At 74.1% G+C, this 17,404-nt stretch carries 15 protein-coding genes; 9 read left to right on the plus strand and 6 right to left on the minus strand.

The annotated features are described in order from the left end of the window. Positions 1 to 2: 2 nt before the first annotated feature. Positions 3 to 1,499: a cobyric acid synthase gene (locus tag VSH64_RS24570; RefSeq protein ID WP_326565023.1), complete on the minus strand. Its 1,497-nt coding sequence runs from the start codon at positions 1,497 to 1,499 to the stop codon at positions 3 to 5. Then, the gene (locus VSH64_RS24575; protein WP_326565024.1) at positions 1,496 to 2,434 is read right to left on the minus strand and encodes a cobalamin biosynthesis protein; all 939 of its coding nucleotides are present in this window, start codon (positions 2,432 to 2,434) and stop codon (positions 1,496 to 1,498) included. Before VSH64_RS24575 ends, VSH64_RS24570 begins: the two co-directional genes overlap by 4 nt. 36 nt (positions 2,435 to 2,470) lie before the next feature. Here VSH64_RS24575 and VSH64_RS24580 point away from each other — a divergent pair, with 36 nt between their 5' ends. The 3 genes from VSH64_RS24580 to VSH64_RS24590 are packed head-to-tail and all read left to right on the plus strand — an operon-like array spanning position 2,471 to position 4,858. Beyond that, a complete protein-coding gene (locus VSH64_RS24580; RefSeq protein WP_326565025.1) occupies positions 2,471 to 3,076 on the plus strand; it encodes a bifunctional adenosylcobinamide kinase/adenosylcobinamide-phosphate guanylyltransferase in 606 nt (201 codons plus the stop codon). Positions 3,077 to 3,086: 10 nt separating this feature from the next. Beyond that, positions 3,087 to 4,106 carry a nicotinate-nucleotide--dimethylbenzimidazole phosphoribosyltransferase gene (gene cobT / locus VSH64_RS24585; protein WP_326565026.1) on the plus strand — a complete coding sequence of 340 codons (1,020 nt, stop codon included), beginning with the start codon at positions 3,087 to 3,089 and terminating at the stop codon, positions 4,104 to 4,106. Further along, positions 4,103 to 4,858, plus strand: coding sequence for an adenosylcobinamide-GDP ribazoletransferase (locus VSH64_RS24590; protein WP_326565027.1), 756 nt, complete (start codon positions 4,103 to 4,105; stop codon positions 4,856 to 4,858). Before cobT ends, VSH64_RS24590 begins: the two co-directional genes overlap by 4 nt. 2 nt (positions 4,859 to 4,860) lie before the next feature. Here the strand turns inward: VSH64_RS24590 and cobC are convergent, their stop codons facing one another. From cobC to VSH64_RS24610, 4 genes are read right to left on the minus strand one after another with little or no spacing between them, the layout of a single operon-like run. After that, entirely contained in the window at positions 4,861 to 5,877 is a 1,017-nt protein-coding gene (cobC, locus tag VSH64_RS24595) for an Rv2231c family pyridoxal phosphate-dependent protein CobC (protein WP_326565028.1), read from the minus strand. Further along, on the minus strand, positions 5,870 to 7,222 hold the full coding sequence (locus VSH64_RS24600; protein WP_456062081.1) for a cobyrinate a,c-diamide synthase: 1,353 nt from the start codon (positions 7,220 to 7,222) through the stop codon (positions 5,870 to 5,872). Before VSH64_RS24600 ends, cobC begins: the two co-directional genes overlap by 8 nt. Beyond that, positions 7,216 to 7,830 (minus strand): cob(I)yrinic acid a,c-diamide adenosyltransferase, encoded by a 615-nt coding sequence (gene cobO, locus VSH64_RS24605; protein WP_326565030.1) that lies wholly within the window; start codon positions 7,828 to 7,830, stop codon positions 7,216 to 7,218. Before cobO ends, VSH64_RS24600 begins: the two co-directional genes overlap by 7 nt. After that, positions 7,830 to 9,812: a putative cobaltochelatase gene (locus VSH64_RS24610; RefSeq protein WP_326565031.1), complete on the minus strand. Its 1,983-nt coding sequence runs from the start codon at positions 9,810 to 9,812 to the stop codon at positions 7,830 to 7,832. The genes cobO and VSH64_RS24610 overlap by 1 nt, the downstream gene beginning before the upstream one ends. Positions 9,813 to 9,964: 152 nt before the next feature. Here VSH64_RS24610 and cbiE point away from each other — a divergent pair, with 152 nt between their 5' ends. Genes cbiE through VSH64_RS24640 form a run of 6 tightly spaced genes read left to right on the plus strand, consistent with a single transcriptional unit; the run spans position 9,965 to position 17,388 of the window. Further along, a complete protein-coding gene (gene cbiE / locus VSH64_RS24615; protein ID WP_326565032.1) occupies positions 9,965 to 11,149 on the plus strand; it encodes a precorrin-6y C5,15-methyltransferase (decarboxylating) subunit CbiE in 1,185 nt (394 codons plus the stop codon). After that, entirely contained in the window at positions 11,146 to 11,907 is a 762-nt protein-coding gene (gene cobM / locus VSH64_RS24620; RefSeq protein ID WP_326565033.1) for a precorrin-4 C(11)-methyltransferase, read from the plus strand. Before cbiE ends, cobM begins: the two co-directional genes overlap by 4 nt. Further along, the gene (locus tag VSH64_RS24625) at positions 11,904 to 12,914 is read left to right on the plus strand and encodes a Gfo/Idh/MocA family protein (protein ID WP_326565034.1); all 1,011 of its coding nucleotides are present in this window, start codon (positions 11,904 to 11,906) and stop codon (positions 12,912 to 12,914) included. The genes cobM and VSH64_RS24625 overlap by 4 nt, the downstream gene beginning before the upstream one ends. Then, positions 12,911 to 13,639 (plus strand): cobalt-precorrin-6A reductase, encoded by a 729-nt coding sequence (locus VSH64_RS24630; RefSeq protein WP_326565035.1) that lies wholly within the window; start codon positions 12,911 to 12,913, stop codon positions 13,637 to 13,639. The genes VSH64_RS24625 and VSH64_RS24630 overlap by 4 nt, the downstream gene beginning before the upstream one ends. Continuing rightward, a complete protein-coding gene (gene bluB / locus VSH64_RS24635) occupies positions 13,636 to 14,280 on the plus strand; it encodes a 5,6-dimethylbenzimidazole synthase (protein ID WP_326565036.1) in 645 nt (214 codons plus the stop codon). The genes VSH64_RS24630 and bluB overlap by 4 nt, the downstream gene beginning before the upstream one ends. 30 nt (positions 14,281 to 14,310) lie before the next feature. After that, complete coding sequence (locus VSH64_RS24640; RefSeq protein WP_326565037.1) at positions 14,311 to 17,388, plus strand: arabinosyltransferase domain-containing protein; 3,078 nt, start codon at positions 14,311 to 14,313, stop codon at positions 17,386 to 17,388. The last annotated feature ends 16 nt before the right edge of the window (positions 17,389 to 17,404 follow it).

Below are 17,404 nucleotides of genomic sequence, written 5' to 3' on the forward strand. Positions count from 1 at the left end.
GATCACGGCGCGCCGGGCGGGACGAACGGCAACCCGTCCGGCGCGCCGCTTGCCAGCAGCCGCAAAAGCCTCTCAGTGTCCACTTCGGACTCCACCGCGTCGGCGAGGCGCTCCAGCATGTCCTCGCGCAGCGACGCGAACCCGGGCGCACCCACCACCGGCGCCCAGTCGACGCCCGCCTGTGCCGCCGCTTCCGTGAGCCACGCGCGGCGGAAGCCGTCGTTTTCGAACGCGCCGTGCCAGGTCGTGCCCCAGACCGCGCCCACGCGGAAGCCGTCCAGAAAGGACTCGGCGTCGGCGGTCGAGGCGCTGCCGTGGTGGATTTCGTACGCCTCCACGCGGTGGCCGCGCCACGAGCCGACCGGGCGGCCGAGCACCTTCTCCCCCGCGAACGTGACCTCGGTGGGCAGCAGGCCGAGGCCGTCGACCGTGCCGGCGTGGGACTCGACGTCGTCGTGGATGGTGCCGGCGAGCATCTGGTAGCCGCCGCAGATGCCGAGCACCGGGCGGCCCGCGGCGGCGCGCGCGGTGACCGCGTCGGCGAGGCCGCGTTCGCGCAGCCAGCGCAAGTCGTCCACGGTGGCGCGGGAACCGGGCAGCACCACGAGGTCGGCGGCCGCGACCGCGTCGGGGTCGGCGGTGAGGCTCACCGTCACGCCGGGCTCGGCGGCCAGCGCGTCGACGTCGGTGGCGTTCGAGGCGCGCGGGAAGCGCACCACGGCCACGCGCAACCCGCCGCCGCGCAGCCCATCACCAAGCAGTGCCTCGCGGCGCCAGCCCGCGGCGGCCAGCGCGTCTTCCGAGTCGAGCCACACGCGGTCGAGCCACGGCAGCACGCCGAGCACCGGGCGGCCGGTCACGTCTTCGAGGCTCTTCAAGCCCGGGCGCAGGAGGCCGACGTCGCCGCGGAACTTGTTCACCAGCCAGCCCGCGACCAGCGCCTGGTCTTCGGGCGAAAGGAGCGCGAGCGTGCCGAACATCGCGGCCAGCACGCCGCCGCGGTCGATGTCGCCGACCACCAGCACCGGCAGCGAAAACCGTCGCGCCAGGCCCATGTTCACGTAGTCGCCGCCGCGCAGGTTGATCTCCGCGGGGCTGCCGGCACCCTCGCACACCACCACGTCGAAGCGCGAGCTCAGGTCTTCGAACGCACCGAACGCGATCTGCGCCAGCCCGGCGCGCCCGGTCGCGTACTCGCCGGCTTCGAGCGTGCCGAACGGTTTCCCGAGCGCGATCACGTGGCTGCGCCGGTCGCTGCCGGGTTTGAGCAGCACTGGGTTCATCGCCGCTTCGGGCTCCACGCGCGCGGCGCGGGCCTGCAGCCACTGCGCGCGGCCGATCTCGGCGCCGTCGGCGCAGACCATGGAGTTGTTCGACATGTTCTGCGACTTGAACGGCGCCACCCGCACGCCGCGGCGCGCGAGCCAGCGGCAGATCCCGGCCGTGACCAGGCTTTTCCCGGCGTCGGAGGTGGTGCCGGCGACCAGCAGCCCGCTCATCGCACCACCGCCACCGCGCCGGCGACCAGCGCGGCGGCCGCGCCGACCACCCGCGACAGCCGCACCGCGCGGCGCAGGTCGACCGGCTGCGGCGCCCGGCCGTCGCCGAGCGTGCCGCGGTTCTCGACCTCGCCGCCGTAGCTGTTGGTGCCGCCGAGGCGCAGGTCCAGCGCGCCGGCGAACGCGGCCTCGACCTGGCCGGCGTTGGGGCTCGGGTGGTGCGAGCCGTAGCGCCGCCACGCACGCAGCGCCCCGCGCACGCGCCCGCCCGCCAACGGGGCGGACACCGCAGTCAGCACAGCGCCGACCCGCGACGGCACGAGGTTCACCACGTCGTCGAGCCGCGCGGCGGCCCAGCCGAAGTTGCGGTGCCGCGGCGAGCGGTAGCCGACCATCGCGTCGAGCGTGTTCAGCGCGCGGTAGCCGAGCAAGCCGGGCAGGCCCGCGACGGCGCCCCACAGCAGCGGCGCCACCACGGCGTCGGACGTGTTCTCGGCGATCGACTCGGTGGCCGCGCGGGTGAGCTCGGCCGGGTCGAGCTCGGAGGCGTCGCGGGCACAGAGGTGCGAGAGCCGGGCGCGCGCGGCCGGCACGTCGTCGGCCTCGAGCAGCCGAGCCATCTCGCGGCCTTCCGCCGCGAGCCCCCGGCCGCCGAGCACGATCCACGTCGCGGCGGCGGTCAGCGCGAAGCGCGCGAAGGGCCTTCGCCGGGTGCTCAGCTGCGCGGCCACCCCCAGGCCCGTCACCGCTCCCGCGCACACCGCCGCGTACGCCGCTCCGCGGGGCTTCGAGTCCGCCCACCAGCGCCGTTCCAGCGCGCCGGCCCAGGTGCCGAACACCGCGACCGGGTGCCCGCGCCGGGGGTCGCCGAAGACCGCGTCGGCGCAATATCCGGTGATCAGGCCGGCCGCTGTGACGGCTTGTCGGAGTGGCACGTGGCGAACGGTAGCGCGTGCACGAGAATGCCGGGTATGACCAAGCTGACGCACCGGCTCGCCGGGTATCTCGAGACCCTGGCGAAGGCCCTCCGCCGGTACGGCCGCGACGACGGGAAGGTGCTGGTCCTGGGCGGCGTTCGCTCGGGGAAGTCGAGGCACGCGGAGCGGCTCGTCGCGCACCACCCGCACCTGGTGTACGTGGCCCCCGGCCTGCCCCCGAGCGACGACGACCCCGAATGGGCCGCGCGAGTCGCCGCGCACCAGGCCCGCCGTCCGCGCCACTGGACCACCGTCGAGACCACCGACCTGGCCACGGTGCTGCGCTCGGCCACGAACCCGCTGCTCATCGACTGCCTCGGCACGTGGCTCTCGCGTGTGCTCGACGAGGTCGGCGCGTGGACGGCCAAACCCGGCTGGGAGCGCCGCCTCGACGACCGGCTCGAGGATTTCCTCGCCGCGTGGGCGCAGGCGCGGGTCCCGGTGGTGGCCGTGAGCAACGAGGTCGGCAGCGGTGTGGTGCCCGCTACGTCGTCCGGGCGGCTGTTCCGTGATGTGCTGGGCGCACTCAACAACCGGGTGTCCGCCGAGTCCGACCACTGCCAGCTGGTCGTCGCCGGGCGGGTGCTCGACCTGCCTTAAGGAGTCCGCCGTGCCGAGTTTCGACATCCCCGTGCCCGACGCCGCCGCCCGCGCCGCCGCGCAGGAGCGCCTCGACGGCCTGGTGAAGCCGCTCGGCGCGCTCGGCCGGCTCGAAGACCTGGCCGCCTGGCTCAGCGCCGCCCACGGCGTGGTGCCGCCGCGCCCGCTCGACGACGTGCGCGTGGTCGTGTTCGCCGGCGACCACGGCGTGTCGGCGCAGTCGGCCTACCCGCGTGAGGTCACGGCGGCGATGGTGCGCGTGTTCCTGGCCGGGCGAAGCGGCGTCACGGTGCTCGCCGCGCAGGTCGGCGCCAGTGTGCGCGTGGCCGACATCGCGGTCGATTGGGACGCTGCGGACGTGCCGGAGTCGGTGACCGCGCACAAGATCCGCCGCGGTTCCGGCGCCATCGACGTCGAGGACGCGCTGGCCCCGGGCGAGGCGCGCGCCGCGTTCGAGGCCGGCCGCGCGATCGCGGCCGAGGAAGCCGGCGCCGACCTGCTGATCCCGGGTGACATGGGCATCGGCAACACCACGATGTGCGCCGCCCTGGTCGCGGCCACGCTGGGCCTGCCGGCGGCCGAGGTGGTCGGCACCGGCACCGGCGTTTCGGGGCCGGCGTTGGACACGAAGACGGCGGTCGTGGAGGCGGCGGTGCGGCGCGCCGCGGGCCGCGTGGCCGACCCGTTCGAGCGGCTGACGGCGCTCGGCAGCGCGTGTGTGGCCGCCACCGCGGGGTTCCTGGTCGAAGCGGCCGCGCGCGGCATCCCGGTGGTGCTCGACGGCGTGTTCTCCGGCGCGGCCGCCCTGGTCGCGCGCGACATCGCGCCGGGCGCCGAGCAGTGGTGGCTCGCGGGGCACCGCTCCACGGAGCCTTCGCAGGCGTTCGCGCTCAAGGCGCTGGGTCTCACGCCGATCCTCGACCTGGGCCTGCGCCTCGGTGAAGGCAGCGGCGCCGTGCAGGCCGTGCCGACGCTGCGGGCGGCCCGCGCGATCATCGCGGACATGGGCCTGCTGGCCGACCTCGCGTGAGGCTCGGCGACGGCCTCCGGCTGGCCTTCGGCACGCTCACGACCGTGCCGGTGCCCGCGCCGCGCGTGATCGACCGGCCGGTGGCCGGGATCGCGATGGTGCTCGGGCCGGTCGCCGGGGTGCCGCTCGCCGCGGTCGCGGGCCTGGTCGTCGCGGGCGGTGGGGCGCTGGGGCTGCCCGCGCTGGCCGTGGCCGCGCTCGCGCTCGGGCTGGTGGCGCTGGGCAGCCGGGGGTTGCACCTCGACGGGCTGGCCGACACCGCGGACGGCCTCGGTGCGTCTTACGACCGGACGAAGGCCCTCGACGTGATGCGCCGCGGGGACTCGGGCCCGACGGGTGTGGCGACGCTGTTGTTCGTGCTGCTGGTGCAGGTCGGCGCGCTGGTGGGAGCGATCGCGGCCGGGCACGGGATCGTCGCCGTGGTCATCGGCGTGCTGGCGGGGCGCTGCACGTTGTCGATGTCGTGCGCGCGGGGAGTGCCGTCGGCTCGGCCCTCGGGACTGGGCGCAACGGTGGCCGGGTCGGTGCCGCGTTTGGTCGCGGTCGCCGTGGGGGTGGTGGCGGCCGCGCTGGCGGCGCTGGCACCGGGTTTGCCGTGGTGGCAAGGCGCGGCGGCGGTGGTCGCCGCGTATGTCGTGGCGGCGGTCCTGCTCGCCCGCTGCGTTCAGCGGCTGGGCGGGATCACCGGCGACGTGCTGGGTGCCGGAGTCGAGGTCGGGGTGGCGGCGGCGTTGCTGGTGCTCGCCGTCTGAACTCACAGCACGCGGCTGAGGGCAGCCAGGAAGCCGTCGGTCACCTCGCGCGAGCGGACGGCCAGGCGGAGGTGGCGCGGGCCCAAGCCGGGGAACGTGTCGCCGCGGCGGACCGCGTAGCCGGCTTCGCGCAGGCGGTGACGCAGGTCGTCGTCGGGGCCTTCCACGAGGACGAACGGGCCGCGCGGGTCGCCCAGCACCGGGAGGCCGAGCTCGGTCAGGCGGGCGACGAGGTAGTCGCGGTCGGACTCGGCCGCGACAGCGAGCTTTTCGGCCTCCTCCAGCGCGGCCGGGCGACAGCAGGCGACCGTGGCGACGGCCGCGAGCGTCGACACCGACCACGGGGGCTGGACCGCCCGCAGCCGCGCGAGCACGTCCGCCGGACCGAGGACATAACCCGCGCGCAGGCCGGCGAGACCCCACGTTTTGGTGAGGCTGCGCAGCACGACCACGCCGTTCTGCGACTCGGCGGCCAGGCTTTCCGCCTCGCCCGGAATGGCGTCCAGGAAGGCTTCGTCCACCACGAGCACGCGTCCCGGCCGGGCCAGCGACCGCACCGCCGCGGCGGGATGCAGCACGGACGTCGGGTTCGTCGGGTTGCCCACGAACACCAGGTCGGCGCGCGCGGGCACCCGAGCGGGATCGAGCACGAAACCGTCCGAAGCGGACAGCACCACGCGGGAGACCTCGTGCCCCGCGGCGCGCAACGCGGCTTCGGGCTCGGTGAACTGCGGGTGCACGACCACGGCGTGCCACGGCCGCAGCGCCGAAGCCAGCAGCGTGAACGCCTCGGCCGCGCCGGCCGTCACCAGCACCTCGTCCACCGGCCGGCCGTGCCGCGCGGCCACCGCGGCCCGCGCCGCCGAGGAATCGGGATACGCGGCCAGACTGTCCACAGCGGACACCAGCTCGCGCCGCAGCCACTCGGGCGGGCGGGGCAGCCGCACGTTCACCGCGAGGTCGACCAGGCCCGGCCCGACCTCGCGGTCGCCGTGGTGGTGCAGGTCGTAGTCAGCCACGCGAAGCCACCGGGGCGAACGCGCGCACGCGAGCGGCGAACCGTTCGGCCAGCTCCGGATAGCCGGCCCAGTGCACGTGCAGGTACGAAGCGTGCAGCGAGGCCGAAGCGAACCCGTCCACCGTCCGCTCCCAGCCCCACGCCGGCGCCGGACCGGCCGCGGGCGTGAGCTCGGTCCGGTGGAACTCGTGGCCGGTCACGCGCTGGCCCGCGACGGCGAGCACGTTGTCCGCCAAGGAAACCGCGGTGCGGTAGCCGAGCTTGCCGCGCTTGGTCATCACGGCCGTCGCGTCCACGACACCCGCCATCGGCACGCCGTCGAGCTCCCGGCACAGGTACAGCAGGCCCGCGCACTCCGCGCTCACCGGCATGCCGCGCCCGGCCGCGTCCGCCACCGCCGTGAGCAACGGCTTGTTCGCCGACAGCTCCGCCGCGTGCACCTCGGGAAACCCGCCACCGAAGTACAGGCCGGCGCACCCGTCGGGCAGCTGCTCGTCGCGCAAGGGATCGACGTCGACCACGTCCACACCGTACGAAGCCAGCAGCTCGACGTTCTCCGTGTAGCGGAAGGTGAACGCCGGCCCGGCCGCCGCGGCCACAACCGTGCGCGGCCCGGAGAACTCGCCCGGCGGCGTCCACTTCGGACCGGTCAACGGCGGCGCCGCTCGCGCGACGCGCACCACGGCCTCGAGATCCACGCCACCGGCCACCCACGACGCCAGCTCCGGCAGCACGCGCTGCGAGTCGGCCGCGCGTTCGGCGGCCGGCACCAAGCCGAGGTGGCGGCTCGGCGCGTGCACGTTCTCGTTGCGCCGCAACGCCCCCAGCAGCGGCACGCCGGTGGCTTCCAGCGCCGTCACGATCTCGTCCTCGTGCCGCTGCGAGCCCAGCTTGTTGAGGATCACGCCGGCGAGGCGCACGCGCGGGTCGTAGTTCGCGAACCCCAGCACGGTCGCCGCGACGCTGCGCGAGGCGGCCGAAGCGTCGACCACCAGCACCACGGGCGCTTCGAGCAGCCGGGCGACGTGCGCGGTCGACGCGTAGCCCTCCGTGCCGAGCGCGCCGTCGAACAGACCCATCACGCCTTCGATCACGGCGAGGTCGGCACCTTCGGAACCGTGACGCAGCAAGGGTTTCAGCCGGTCCTCACCCTGCAGGAACGGGTCGAGGTTGCGCGCGGGCCGCCCGGTGGCGAGCGCGTGGTAACTCGGGTCGATGAAGTCCGGCCCGACCTTGTGCCCGGACACCCGGTGCCCGGCCGCGCGCAATGCCGCCATCAGCCCCGCGGCGATGGTGGTCTTGCCGTGCCCGGAACCGGGCGCGGCGATGACCACCCGCGCTACCACTCGATCCCCCGCTGCCCCTTCTGGCCCGCGTCCATCGGGTGCTTCACCTTCGTCATCTCGGTCACGAGGTCGGCGGCCTCGATCAGCTCGGGCGGCGCGTAGCGGCCGGTGATCACCACGTGCTGGTGGCCGGGCCGGGAGGCCAAAGTGGACACCACGTCGTCGACCTCGAGCCAGCCCCACTTGAGCAGGTAGGAAAACTCGTCGAGCACGTAGAAGTCATGCGCCTCGGCGGCGAGCCGGCGTTTGATCTCGGCCCAGCCCTCGCGCGCGTTGGCGGCGTGGTCCTCGTCGGAGCCCTGCTTGCGCGTCCAGCTCCAGCCCTCGCCCATCTTGTGCCACTCGACGGGCCCGCCTTCACCGGTGTCGTCGTGCAGCTTCCCGAGCGCGCGGAACGCGGCTTCCTCGCCAACGCGCCACTTCGCCGACTTCACGAACTGGAACACCCCGATCGACCAGCCCTGGTTCCACGCGCGCAGCGCCATGCCGAACGCGGCGGTCGACTTGCCCTTCATCTCGCCGGTGTGCACGGCGAGCAGCGGCCGGTTGCGCCGCTGGCGCGTGGTGAGCCCGTCCTGCGGGACGACGGCCGGTTTCCCCTGCGGCATCAGGCAGCCCTTCCGGTGGTGCGGTCGCGCACGGCGGAGGTGAGTGCCTCGGCCGCGACGTCGGCGAGCGGCACGTGCTCGGCACCGAGGTGCCCGGCCAATTCGGCCGCGAGGCCCAGGCGCATCCGGCCGCTTTCGCAGTCCATCACGATCGTGGTCACGCCGGTCAGCAACCCGGCCGCGGCCTGCGACCGCGCCACGGCGTCGGCGCCACTCGTGGCCCGGCCGTCGGTCACGAGCACCAGCAACGGCCGCCGCCGCGGATCGCGGATCGCTTCCACGCGCAGCACGCGCGCGGCTTCCAGCAGGCCTTCGGCGAGCGGCGTGCGGCCGCCGGTCGGCAGGCCTTCGAGCCGCGCCGCGGCGGTCTCGACGCTGATGGTCGGCGGCAGGGCCAGCTCGGCCGAGTCGCCACGGAAGGTGACGAGGCCGACCTTGTCGCGCCGTTGGTAGGCGTCCAACAGCAGGGACAGCACCGCCGTCTTCACCTCACGCATGCGTTCGCGCGCGCCCATGGAACCCGACGCGTCCACGCAGAACAGCACGAGATTGCCTTCTCGGCCTTCGCGCAGCGCGAACCGCAGGTCCTGCGTCCGCACGAGCAGCCCGGGACCGCTACGGCCGCGAGACCGCTGGTGCGGTGCGGCGGCGCGCATCGTCGCCACGAGGTGCGGCCGGCCCTCCCGGACGCTCGGCGGCTGCACGCCGATCGTGCGGCCGGTGTCGGTGATGGCCCGCGACCGGCGGCCGCGTTCGCCTTCGCCGGTGCCCTTCACGCGGAACACGCGCGCCCGGAACGTGTCGCCGGACCCGACCGTGTTCTGCGGCGCGGAACCACTTCCGTCGCCCGGCTGCTGCTTCGGCTGCGGCTGATCCCCGGCCGGCTGATCGCTTCCCGCGCTCTCCCCGGCCGGCGGCTGTCCACCCGAACCCGGTCCGTCGTCCTCGGGACCGGGGCCCGGGTCCTCCGGCGGCTGCGCGTCCTGCAGCGCCTGCTCCAGTTGCTCCTCGGAAATCCCCGGCGCGTCGAACGGGTTGCGCCGCCGCCGGTGCGGCAACGCGAGCCGCGCGGCCACGCGGACGTCCTCGGTGGTCACCTCGGCGCGCCCGGCCCAGGCGGCGTGCGCGACGGCCGTGCGCGCGGTCACGATGTCGGCCCGCATCCCGTCGACCTCGAACGACGCGCACACCTCGGCGATCTGGCGCAGCGCGTCGTCGGGCAGCTTCACCGCGGGCAGAAGCCGTTGGGCCGCTTCGATGTCCGCCGCGAGCGCGGCGTCTTCGGCGGCATACGCGGCGGCGAACTCGTCGGGATCGGCCTCGTACGCGAGCCGCCGGCGCACCACCTCCACGCGCTGCTCGGGCTCGCGGCTCGACGCCACCTCCACGGTGAGCCCGAACCGGTCCAGCAGCTGCGGCCGCAGCTCGCCCTCCTCGGGGTTCATCGTGCCGATCAGCACGAACCGCGCGGCGTGCGACACGGACACGCCCTCGCGTTCCACGGTCGCGCGGCCCATCGCGGCGGCGTCGAGCAGCGTGTCGACGAGGTGGTCGTGGAGGAGGTTGACCTCGTCCACGTAGAGCAGGCCGCGGTTGGCGGCGGCCAGCAGGCCCGGCTGGTAGTCCGTGACACCCTGGGCCAGCGCCTTCTCCAGGTTCAGCGACCCGACGACCCGATCCTCCGCCGCGCCGACCGGCAGCTCCACCAGCCGTGCCGGCCGCCGGTGCGCGGCCGCGCCGGCGTCGTGCGGGCCGTCCGGACAGGCCGGGTCAGGCGCGCCGGGGTCGCAGGAAAAGCGGCAGCCCTCGACCACGTCCACCTGCGGCAGCAGGCCGGCCAGCGCCCGCACCATCGTGGATTTCGCCGTGCCCTTCTCGCCGCGCACGAGCACCCCGCCGACAGCGGGTGAGATCGAGGACAGGATCAGCGCCAGGCGCAGGTCCGGCATCCCGACGACGGCGGTGAACGGGTACGGCTTCAAGAGCTCTCCTCGTGGTCGGCGTCCGGCCGATCATCGCACAGGAAACGCGTCGTCTAGCGTGGGCGGACGTGCGCGAAAAATCACCCGACTCATCCGCGGAAGGCGCAGCGCCGGACGCGACCGACCGCCTGGTGGGCGGGGGGTCCGGGGGCGTGCCCCCGGCGCGGGGTCCGGGGGCTCGGCCCCTGGAAGACACAGCACCCCTGACCGTCGTCGGGATCGGGGCCGACGGCTGGCTCGGGCTGGCCGAGAAAGCACGAAATGCCGTGCTCGAAGCCGACGTCGTGCTCGGTTCGCCACGCCAGCTCGCGATGCTGCCCGACGGCCTCCGCACGCAGGCCTGGCCGAGCCCGCTGCTGCCCGCGCTCGACGACGTCCTCGAAGACCACGCCGGCCACCGCGTCTGCGTGCTGGCCAGCGGCGATCCCCTGCTCTCCGGCATCGCCACCACGCTGCGCGACCGCGGCCACGAGATCGAAGTCCAGCCCGCGCTGTCCTCGGTGACGCTGGCCCGCGCGCGTCTGGCCTGGTCCTTCGAGGAAACCGAGGTCATCACCGTCGTCGGGCGCGCGATCCAGCGGGTCGCCCGCGCACTCGCCCCGAAGCGCAGGATCCTGGTTCTCGGCGCCAACGCCGAAGACCTGCGCGAGCTCCTGCGCGCCCGCGGCTACGGCGACTCCACCCTCACCAGCCTGGAAAACCTCGGCGCCGACGACGAACGCGTGCGGGACGGCTGGACCCACGACCCCGGCCCGCTCACCGTGTTCGCCCTGGTCTGCGCCGGCCCGGCGCTGCCGCTCACCGGACTGCCCGACGACGCCTTCGAGCACGACGGCCAACTCACCAAGCGCGACGTGCGCGCCTCGGCCCTCGCGCACCTCGCGCCCGTGCCCGGCGAGCTGCTGTGGGACGTCGGGGCGGGCGCGGGCAGTGTCGGCATCGAATGGTCGCGCGCGCACCCGCTCAACCGGGCCGTCGCGATCGAACGCGACTCCGCGCGGGCCGAGCGCGTCACGCGCAATGCCGCCACGCTCGGGGTTCCCGAGCTGCGGGTGGTCACCGGCCCGGCCCCCGAAGTCCTCGCCGGACTCCCCCGGCCCGATGCGATCTTCGTCGGCGGCGGCCTCACCGTGCCAGGCCTGCTCGACGCGTGCCTCGCCACGGGTGCTCGCGTGGTCGCGCACGGTGTCACGCTCGAAGCCGAACAGATCCTGGCGCACGCCTACTCCAGCCGGGGTGGTGAGCTGACGAGGATCGCCGTCGACCACGCGCGCCCGCTCGGCGGGTTCACCGGGTGGACGCCGTCGCGCACCGTCACGTCCTGGAGTTCGAGATGACCGTTCACTTCATCGGCGCCGGCCCCGGCGCGGCCGACCTCATCACGGTCCGTGGCCGCGACCTGCTCGCGCGCTGCGGCGTGTGCCTGTACCCGGGCAGCATGACCCCGACCGACCTGCTCGCCTACTGCCCGCCGGACGCGCAGCGCGTCGACACGGCGAATCTCAGCCTCGACGAGATCGTCGAGCACCTCGTGACGGCCCACCGCGCCGGCCACGACGTCGCGCGGCTGGTGTCGGGCGACCCTTCGCTCTACAGCGCGCTCGCGGAAACCGTGCGCCGCCTCGACGCCGCCGGCGTGCCGTACGACGTGGTGCCCGGCGTGCCCGCCTTCGCCGCGTCGGCCGCGGTGCTGGGCCGCGAGCTGACCGTGCCGGGCATCGGCCAGAGCCTGGTGATCACGCGCGCCCAGGCCCGCTCGACGGCGCTGCCCCAAGGCGAGACGCTGGCGAACTTCGCCCGCAGCGGCACCACACTCGCGCTGCACCTGGCGATCAACCACATCGAGCGCGTGACCGAAGAGCTGATCCCCTTCTACGGCGCCGAGTGCCCGGCGGCGGTCGTCGCGCTGGCCAGCCAGCCCGGCGAGACCGTGGTCCGCGGCACGCTCACCGACGTCGCCACGCAAGCCCGGGCGGCGGGAATGACCAGGGCGGCCACGATCTTCGTCGGTCCGGTGCTCGCCGCCGGCGGATTCCCCGACAGCTTCCTGTATTCGAGCACCCGAGACCGCGCGAGCCAACCGGAGTCACTGTGACAGACCTGCGCTGGGGCCTGCTGGCCGCCGGATCGATCGCCGCCGATTTCGCGGCCGGCGTCGAGCTCAGCAAACACGGCACGCTGGAAGCCGTCGCGGCCCGCTCGGCCGACCGCGCCCGCGAGTTCGCCACGCGCTTCGACATCCCGAAGGCCTACGGCGCCTACGAAGACCTCCTCGCCGACCCGGACGTCGACGCCGTGTACATCGCCACCCCGCACCCGCTGCACGCCGAGTGGGCCATCCGCGCGATCGAAGCCGGCAAACACGTGCTGTGCGAGAAGCCCCTCACCGTCACGGCCGCCGACGCCGAGAAGGTGATCGACGCGGCGCGCCGCCACGACGTGTTCCTCATGGAAGCCTTCATGTACCGCCTGCACCCGCAGACGCGCCGGCTCGTGGAGCTGATCTCGTGCGGCGCCATCGGCGAGGTGCGCGCGGTGGACGTGACGTTCAGCTTCGACACCGGCGCCAACGACGCCCCGCGCCTGGCCGACCCCGCGCTCGGCGGCGGCGGGATCCTCGACGTCGGCTGCTACTGCACCTCGCTCGCCCGGCTCGTGGCGCAGGCCGCGACCGGCACCGACGTGGTGGAACCGACCACCGTCACCGGTATGGCGCGGCTCACCGACCGCGGCGTCGACGAGTACGCGATGGGCCTGCTGCGGCTGCCGGGCGACATCATCGCGCAGCTGTCCTGCGGCTACCGGCTCACGCAGGACGACCACATCCGCGTCTACGGCACCACCGGCCAGATCCACGTACCGAAACCGGCGTGGCTGCCGCAGATGCGCCGCTCGACCTCGGCCCAGATCGTGCTCACACCGGCCGGCGGCGAGCCCGAGGTGATCGAGATCGAGGCGACGCAGAGCGTGTTCGCGCGCGAGGCCGACCACGTCGCCGCCCACGTGGACAACCGGCAGGCACCCGAGCTGACCTGGGCCGAAACCCTGGCCAACATGCGCACGCTCGACCGCTGGCGCGCGGCCGTGGGCTACGGCGGATGACCGTGCTGGTCCTCGGCGGCACGGCCGAGGCCCGCGCGCTCGCGGCCGAGCTGCACACGCGCGGGATCGCCGTGGTGTCGTCGCTCGCGGGCCGGGTCGCGCGGCCGCGGCTGCCGGTCGGCGAGGTGCGGGTCGGGGGGTTCGGCGGGGTCGACGGGCTCGCCGCGTGGCTGCGCGAACACGACGTGCGCGCGGTCGTGGACGCGACCCATCCGTTCGCGGAACGCATCGGCGCCAACGCTTTCGACGCCACCACCGAGGTCGGCGTGCCGCTCCTGCGGCTGGCCCGGCCCGGCTGGCAACCCGGTGAAGGCGACCGCTGGCACTGGGCCGACGACCTCGACGCCGCCGCCGAACTGCTGCCCGGCCTCGGCTCCCGGGTCTTCCTGACCAGCGGACGCCAGGGGCTGGCCGCGTTCGCCGGGCTCGACGCGTTGTGGTTCCTCATCCGCTGCGTCGACCCGCCCGAGCCGCCGTTGCCGAGGCAGCACGAGATCCTGCTGAACCGCGGACCGTACGAAGTGGACGGAGAGCGCGCGCTACTGGTCGAGCACGGCATCGACGTGCTCGTGACCAAGGACAGCGGCGGCGCGATGACCGCCGCGAAACTCACCGCCGCCCGCGAACTGGGCTTGCCGGTGGTCGTGGTGCGCCGTCCGCCGCGCCCGGCCGCCGCCGAGGTCGCGGGGGTCGCCGAAGCCGTGGATTGGGTGCTGCAGCGATGATCGACGAGTTCTACGAAGTACTGCGCCGCCGCCGGGACGTGCGCGGCGAGTTCACCGGCGAGCCGATCGACGACGCCGTGCTCACGCGGGTGCTCGAAGCCGCGCACGCCGCGCCGAGTGTCGGGCTGAGCCAGCCGTGGGACTTCGTGCTCGTGCGTGATCCCGGCACGCGGCGAGCGTTCGCCGACCACGTCCACGCCGAGCGCGACGTGTTCGCCGCCGAGCTGGCCGGCGAACGCGCCGACACGTTCTCCCGGATCAAGATCGAGGGCATCCGCGAATCGAGCCTCGGCATCGTGGTCACCTACGACGCCGGCCGCGGCGCCCCGGCGGTGCTGGGCCGCCACGCGATCGCCGACGCCGGCCTGTACTCGGTGTGCCTCGCGATCCAGAACCTCTGGCTGGCCGCCACCGCCGAAGGTCTCGGCGTGGGCTGGGTGAGCTTCTACCGCGAGCCGTTCCTCGCCGAGTTGCTCGGGATCCCGGCCGGGATCCGGCCCGTGGCTTGGCTCTGCGTCGGCCCGGTGACCGCGCTGGCCGAGGTTCCGGACCTCGAACGGCACGGCTGGCGCCGCCGCGCACCGTTGGCCGAAGCCGTGCACCACGAGCGCTTCACGCCACGCAGCCAGGGGCCCGCGTAGCGCAACCGGACGACCGGATAGCTTTTCCCGATGCGTCCGATTGCCGTAGCGCTGGGGTTGCTTTCGGCGCTGTGCGCCCTCGCCTACCCGTTCCTGCCGGTCGTGCAGGACACCGCCGAGATCGGCTGGCCCACCGGAGCCGACACGCGGTCCGTCAACGCGCCCTTGACCGGCTACTGGGCCCAGGACCTCGAGGCCGAGGTGCCGTGCGCCGCGATCAAGTCGCTCGACGCGCGCACCACCGGCCCCGCGCTGATGTTCGCCACGGTGCCGGACGGGCGGACGGACCCGCGCGCGGGCAACGGCGTCGGCCTGCAGCTGCGCGTGGACAACGGCGTGCTGCTCGCCTCGAGCCAGGGCCAGCAGATCGCGCAGCAGCCGCTGCCGCCGGCCGGCTGCACGGTGACGCTGAAGTCCGACGCCACGCAGATGACGCTCGCCGTGGCGGGCACGACCGTGTTCCACACGACCGGCGACGTGCGTCCGCGCGTGGTCGGGATCTACTCGTCGTTCAACTCCGCGAAGGACCCGATCTCGGGCCTGCACGTGAAGATCGTGCCGGACACGCGCTACCAGACCTCGCCGACCGCGCTGAAGCTCGGCGTCGGCATCCTCGGCGCGCTGGCGTTCCTCGCCTGCCTCATCGCCGTGTGGCGCATGGATTCCGGCTTCGCGCGGCGCGCGCCCCGCTGGGCGCCGGTGGGCTGGTGGCGGCTGACCGGCCGGGACGCCACGGTGATCCTCGCCCTCGGCGCGTGGGTGTTCATCGGGCCGGTGACCTCGGACGACGGCTACATCCTCACCATGGCCCGGGTCACGGAGTCCACCGGCTTCCTCACCAACTACCACCGCTGGTTCGGGGTCGCGGAGGCGCCGTTCGGCTGGTTCTACCACCTGTACGAGCTGATGACGCACGTCAGCACAGTGCCGCCGTGGATCCGGTTGCCCTCGTACCTGCTCGGGGTGATCAGCTGGCTGCTCATCAGCCGGGAAGTCATGCCGCGGCTGGGCACGCAGGTGCGCGGCAGCCGCGCGGCCGGCTGGGCCGCGGCGGCCGTGTTCCTCGTGTGGTGGATGCCCTACAACAACGGCGTGCGGCCGGAGCCGGTGGCGGCGCTGGGTTCGCTGCTGGCCATCTGCGCGGTGGAACGCGCGCTGGTCACCCGCCGCCTGCTGCCGCTGTGCCTCGGCCTCACCGCGGCCGCGTTCACGCTCGCCGCGACGCCGACGGGGCTGATCGCGGTGGCACCGTTCCTGGTGGCCGCGCGGCCGTTGTTCAAGCTCGTGCGCCAGCGCGCCGCCAACGGCTGGCTGCCGATCCTCGCGCCGATCGCCGCGTCGGGCCTGCTGGTACTGCTGGTGGTGTTCGCCGACCAGACGTTCGCGACGGTGCAGGAGGCCACGCGCATCCGCACGCAGGTGGGGCCGAACCTGTCGTGGTTCGAGGAGCTCGCGCGCTACCAACTGCTGTTCGAGAACCTGCCCGACGGCTCCGCGCCGCGACGGTTCCCGGTGCTGCTCGTGGTGCTGTGCACGGTCACCTGCCTGGTCGTGCTGCTGCGGCGCGGCCGGATTCCCGGCGCCGCGCTCGGGCCGAGCCGCCGGCTGATCGGCACCACCGCGTTGTTCTTCCCGCTGCTGGCCCTCACTCCGACGAAGTGGACGCACCACTTCGGCGCGTTCGCGGCGGTCGGGGCCTCGATGGCCGCGTTGACGGCGCTGGCGACGAGTTCCACGGTGCTGCGGTCGAACCGCAACCGGGCCTCGTTCCTGGCGGGGCTGCTCGTGGTCGGCGCGCTCGCGGCGACGGGACCGAACACGTACTGGTTCGTGTCCCGGCTGGGCGTGCCGTGGACCGGGTTGGCGCCGTCGATCGGCGGGATCCCGCTGTCGACGATCCTGCTGGTGGCCGCCGCGATCGCGGGGATCTACGCGTTCGTGGAGAACATCCGCGCCCACCGGCCGGGCGCGCCCGCGCCGCAAGAGGGCCGCAGCCGCTCGCTGCGGCTCGGCTCGCTCTCGCTCGTGGTGGTGTGCGGCCTGGTCGCGGCCGGCGAGTTCTACACGATGGCGGCGGCGATCTACATCCAGCGCGGCAGCTACAGCCTGGGCGCGGCGAACGTCGGGCACCTGTTCGGCCAGAGCTGCAACCTGTCGGATCACGTGATGGTGGAGACCGACGCGACCAAGAGCATGCTGCGCCCCCAGCCCGAGCAACGCACGGTGCCGGTGAAGCAGGAAGAATCGCCGCTGCCGAACCCCGACCCCGACAACGGCCAGGTGCAGACCGGGTTCCACACGCGGCCCGTCGACGAGGACGACCCGCTCGCCGAGCCCCCGCACGGCTTCACACCCGACACCGTGCCGATGTGGAGCAGCTACTTCGAGAAGGACCGCGCCGGCCGGCTGCGCAGCCCGTGGTACGCGCTGGCCGACAAACGGCCCGACGGCCAGATCGTGATCGCGACGGCCGGCCAGCCCCGGCGTCCGGCCTCGGTGAGCCTCGACTACGGCGTGACCACCCCCGAGGGCGTGAAGGTGGTGCGCAGCCAGTTCGCCCTCCCGCCCGGCGCGGGCACCGGCGGCTGGAACGACACCCGCATCAACCTGCGCGACCTGCCGCCGCAGACCACCTCGGTGCGCGTGGACATCGTCGACAACGACCTGACCGAAGACGGCTGGATCGCCGCGTCGGCCCCGCGCGTGCCCACCTTCACCACACTCACGGACAAGCTCCAGGGCAAGTCCGTGTACATCGACTGGCCCGCGTCGTTCGTCTACCCCTGCGCCAACCCCGTGACCTCCCGCGACGGCATCTCGCAGGTCCCCGACTACCGCATCACGGCCGGCGCCCTGGCCGACGAGGCCCAGTGGGCGTCGGCCACCAACGGCGGCCCGATCGGCTGGCTCGAGGAGGTGGCGAAGGAACCCGAGGTGCCGAGCTACCTGATCGGGCAGCCCAGCCAGTCGTGGGGCCAACTGCTGCAGGTGGAGCCCTTCAGCGAAGGCATCGCCCCCACGGTGACCCGCGACCACGAGACAGTGTGGGGCTGGTGGTCACCGGGGCCGGGTCCGGCGCAGCCGAACGGCAAGGACCCCACGCGTTGAGCCGTGCCTCACTCCG

The organism is Amycolatopsis rhabdoformis (assembly GCF_035918295.1).
GTDB classification, from domain to species: domain Bacteria; phylum Actinomycetota; class Actinomycetes; order Mycobacteriales; family Pseudonocardiaceae; genus Amycolatopsis; species Amycolatopsis rhabdoformis.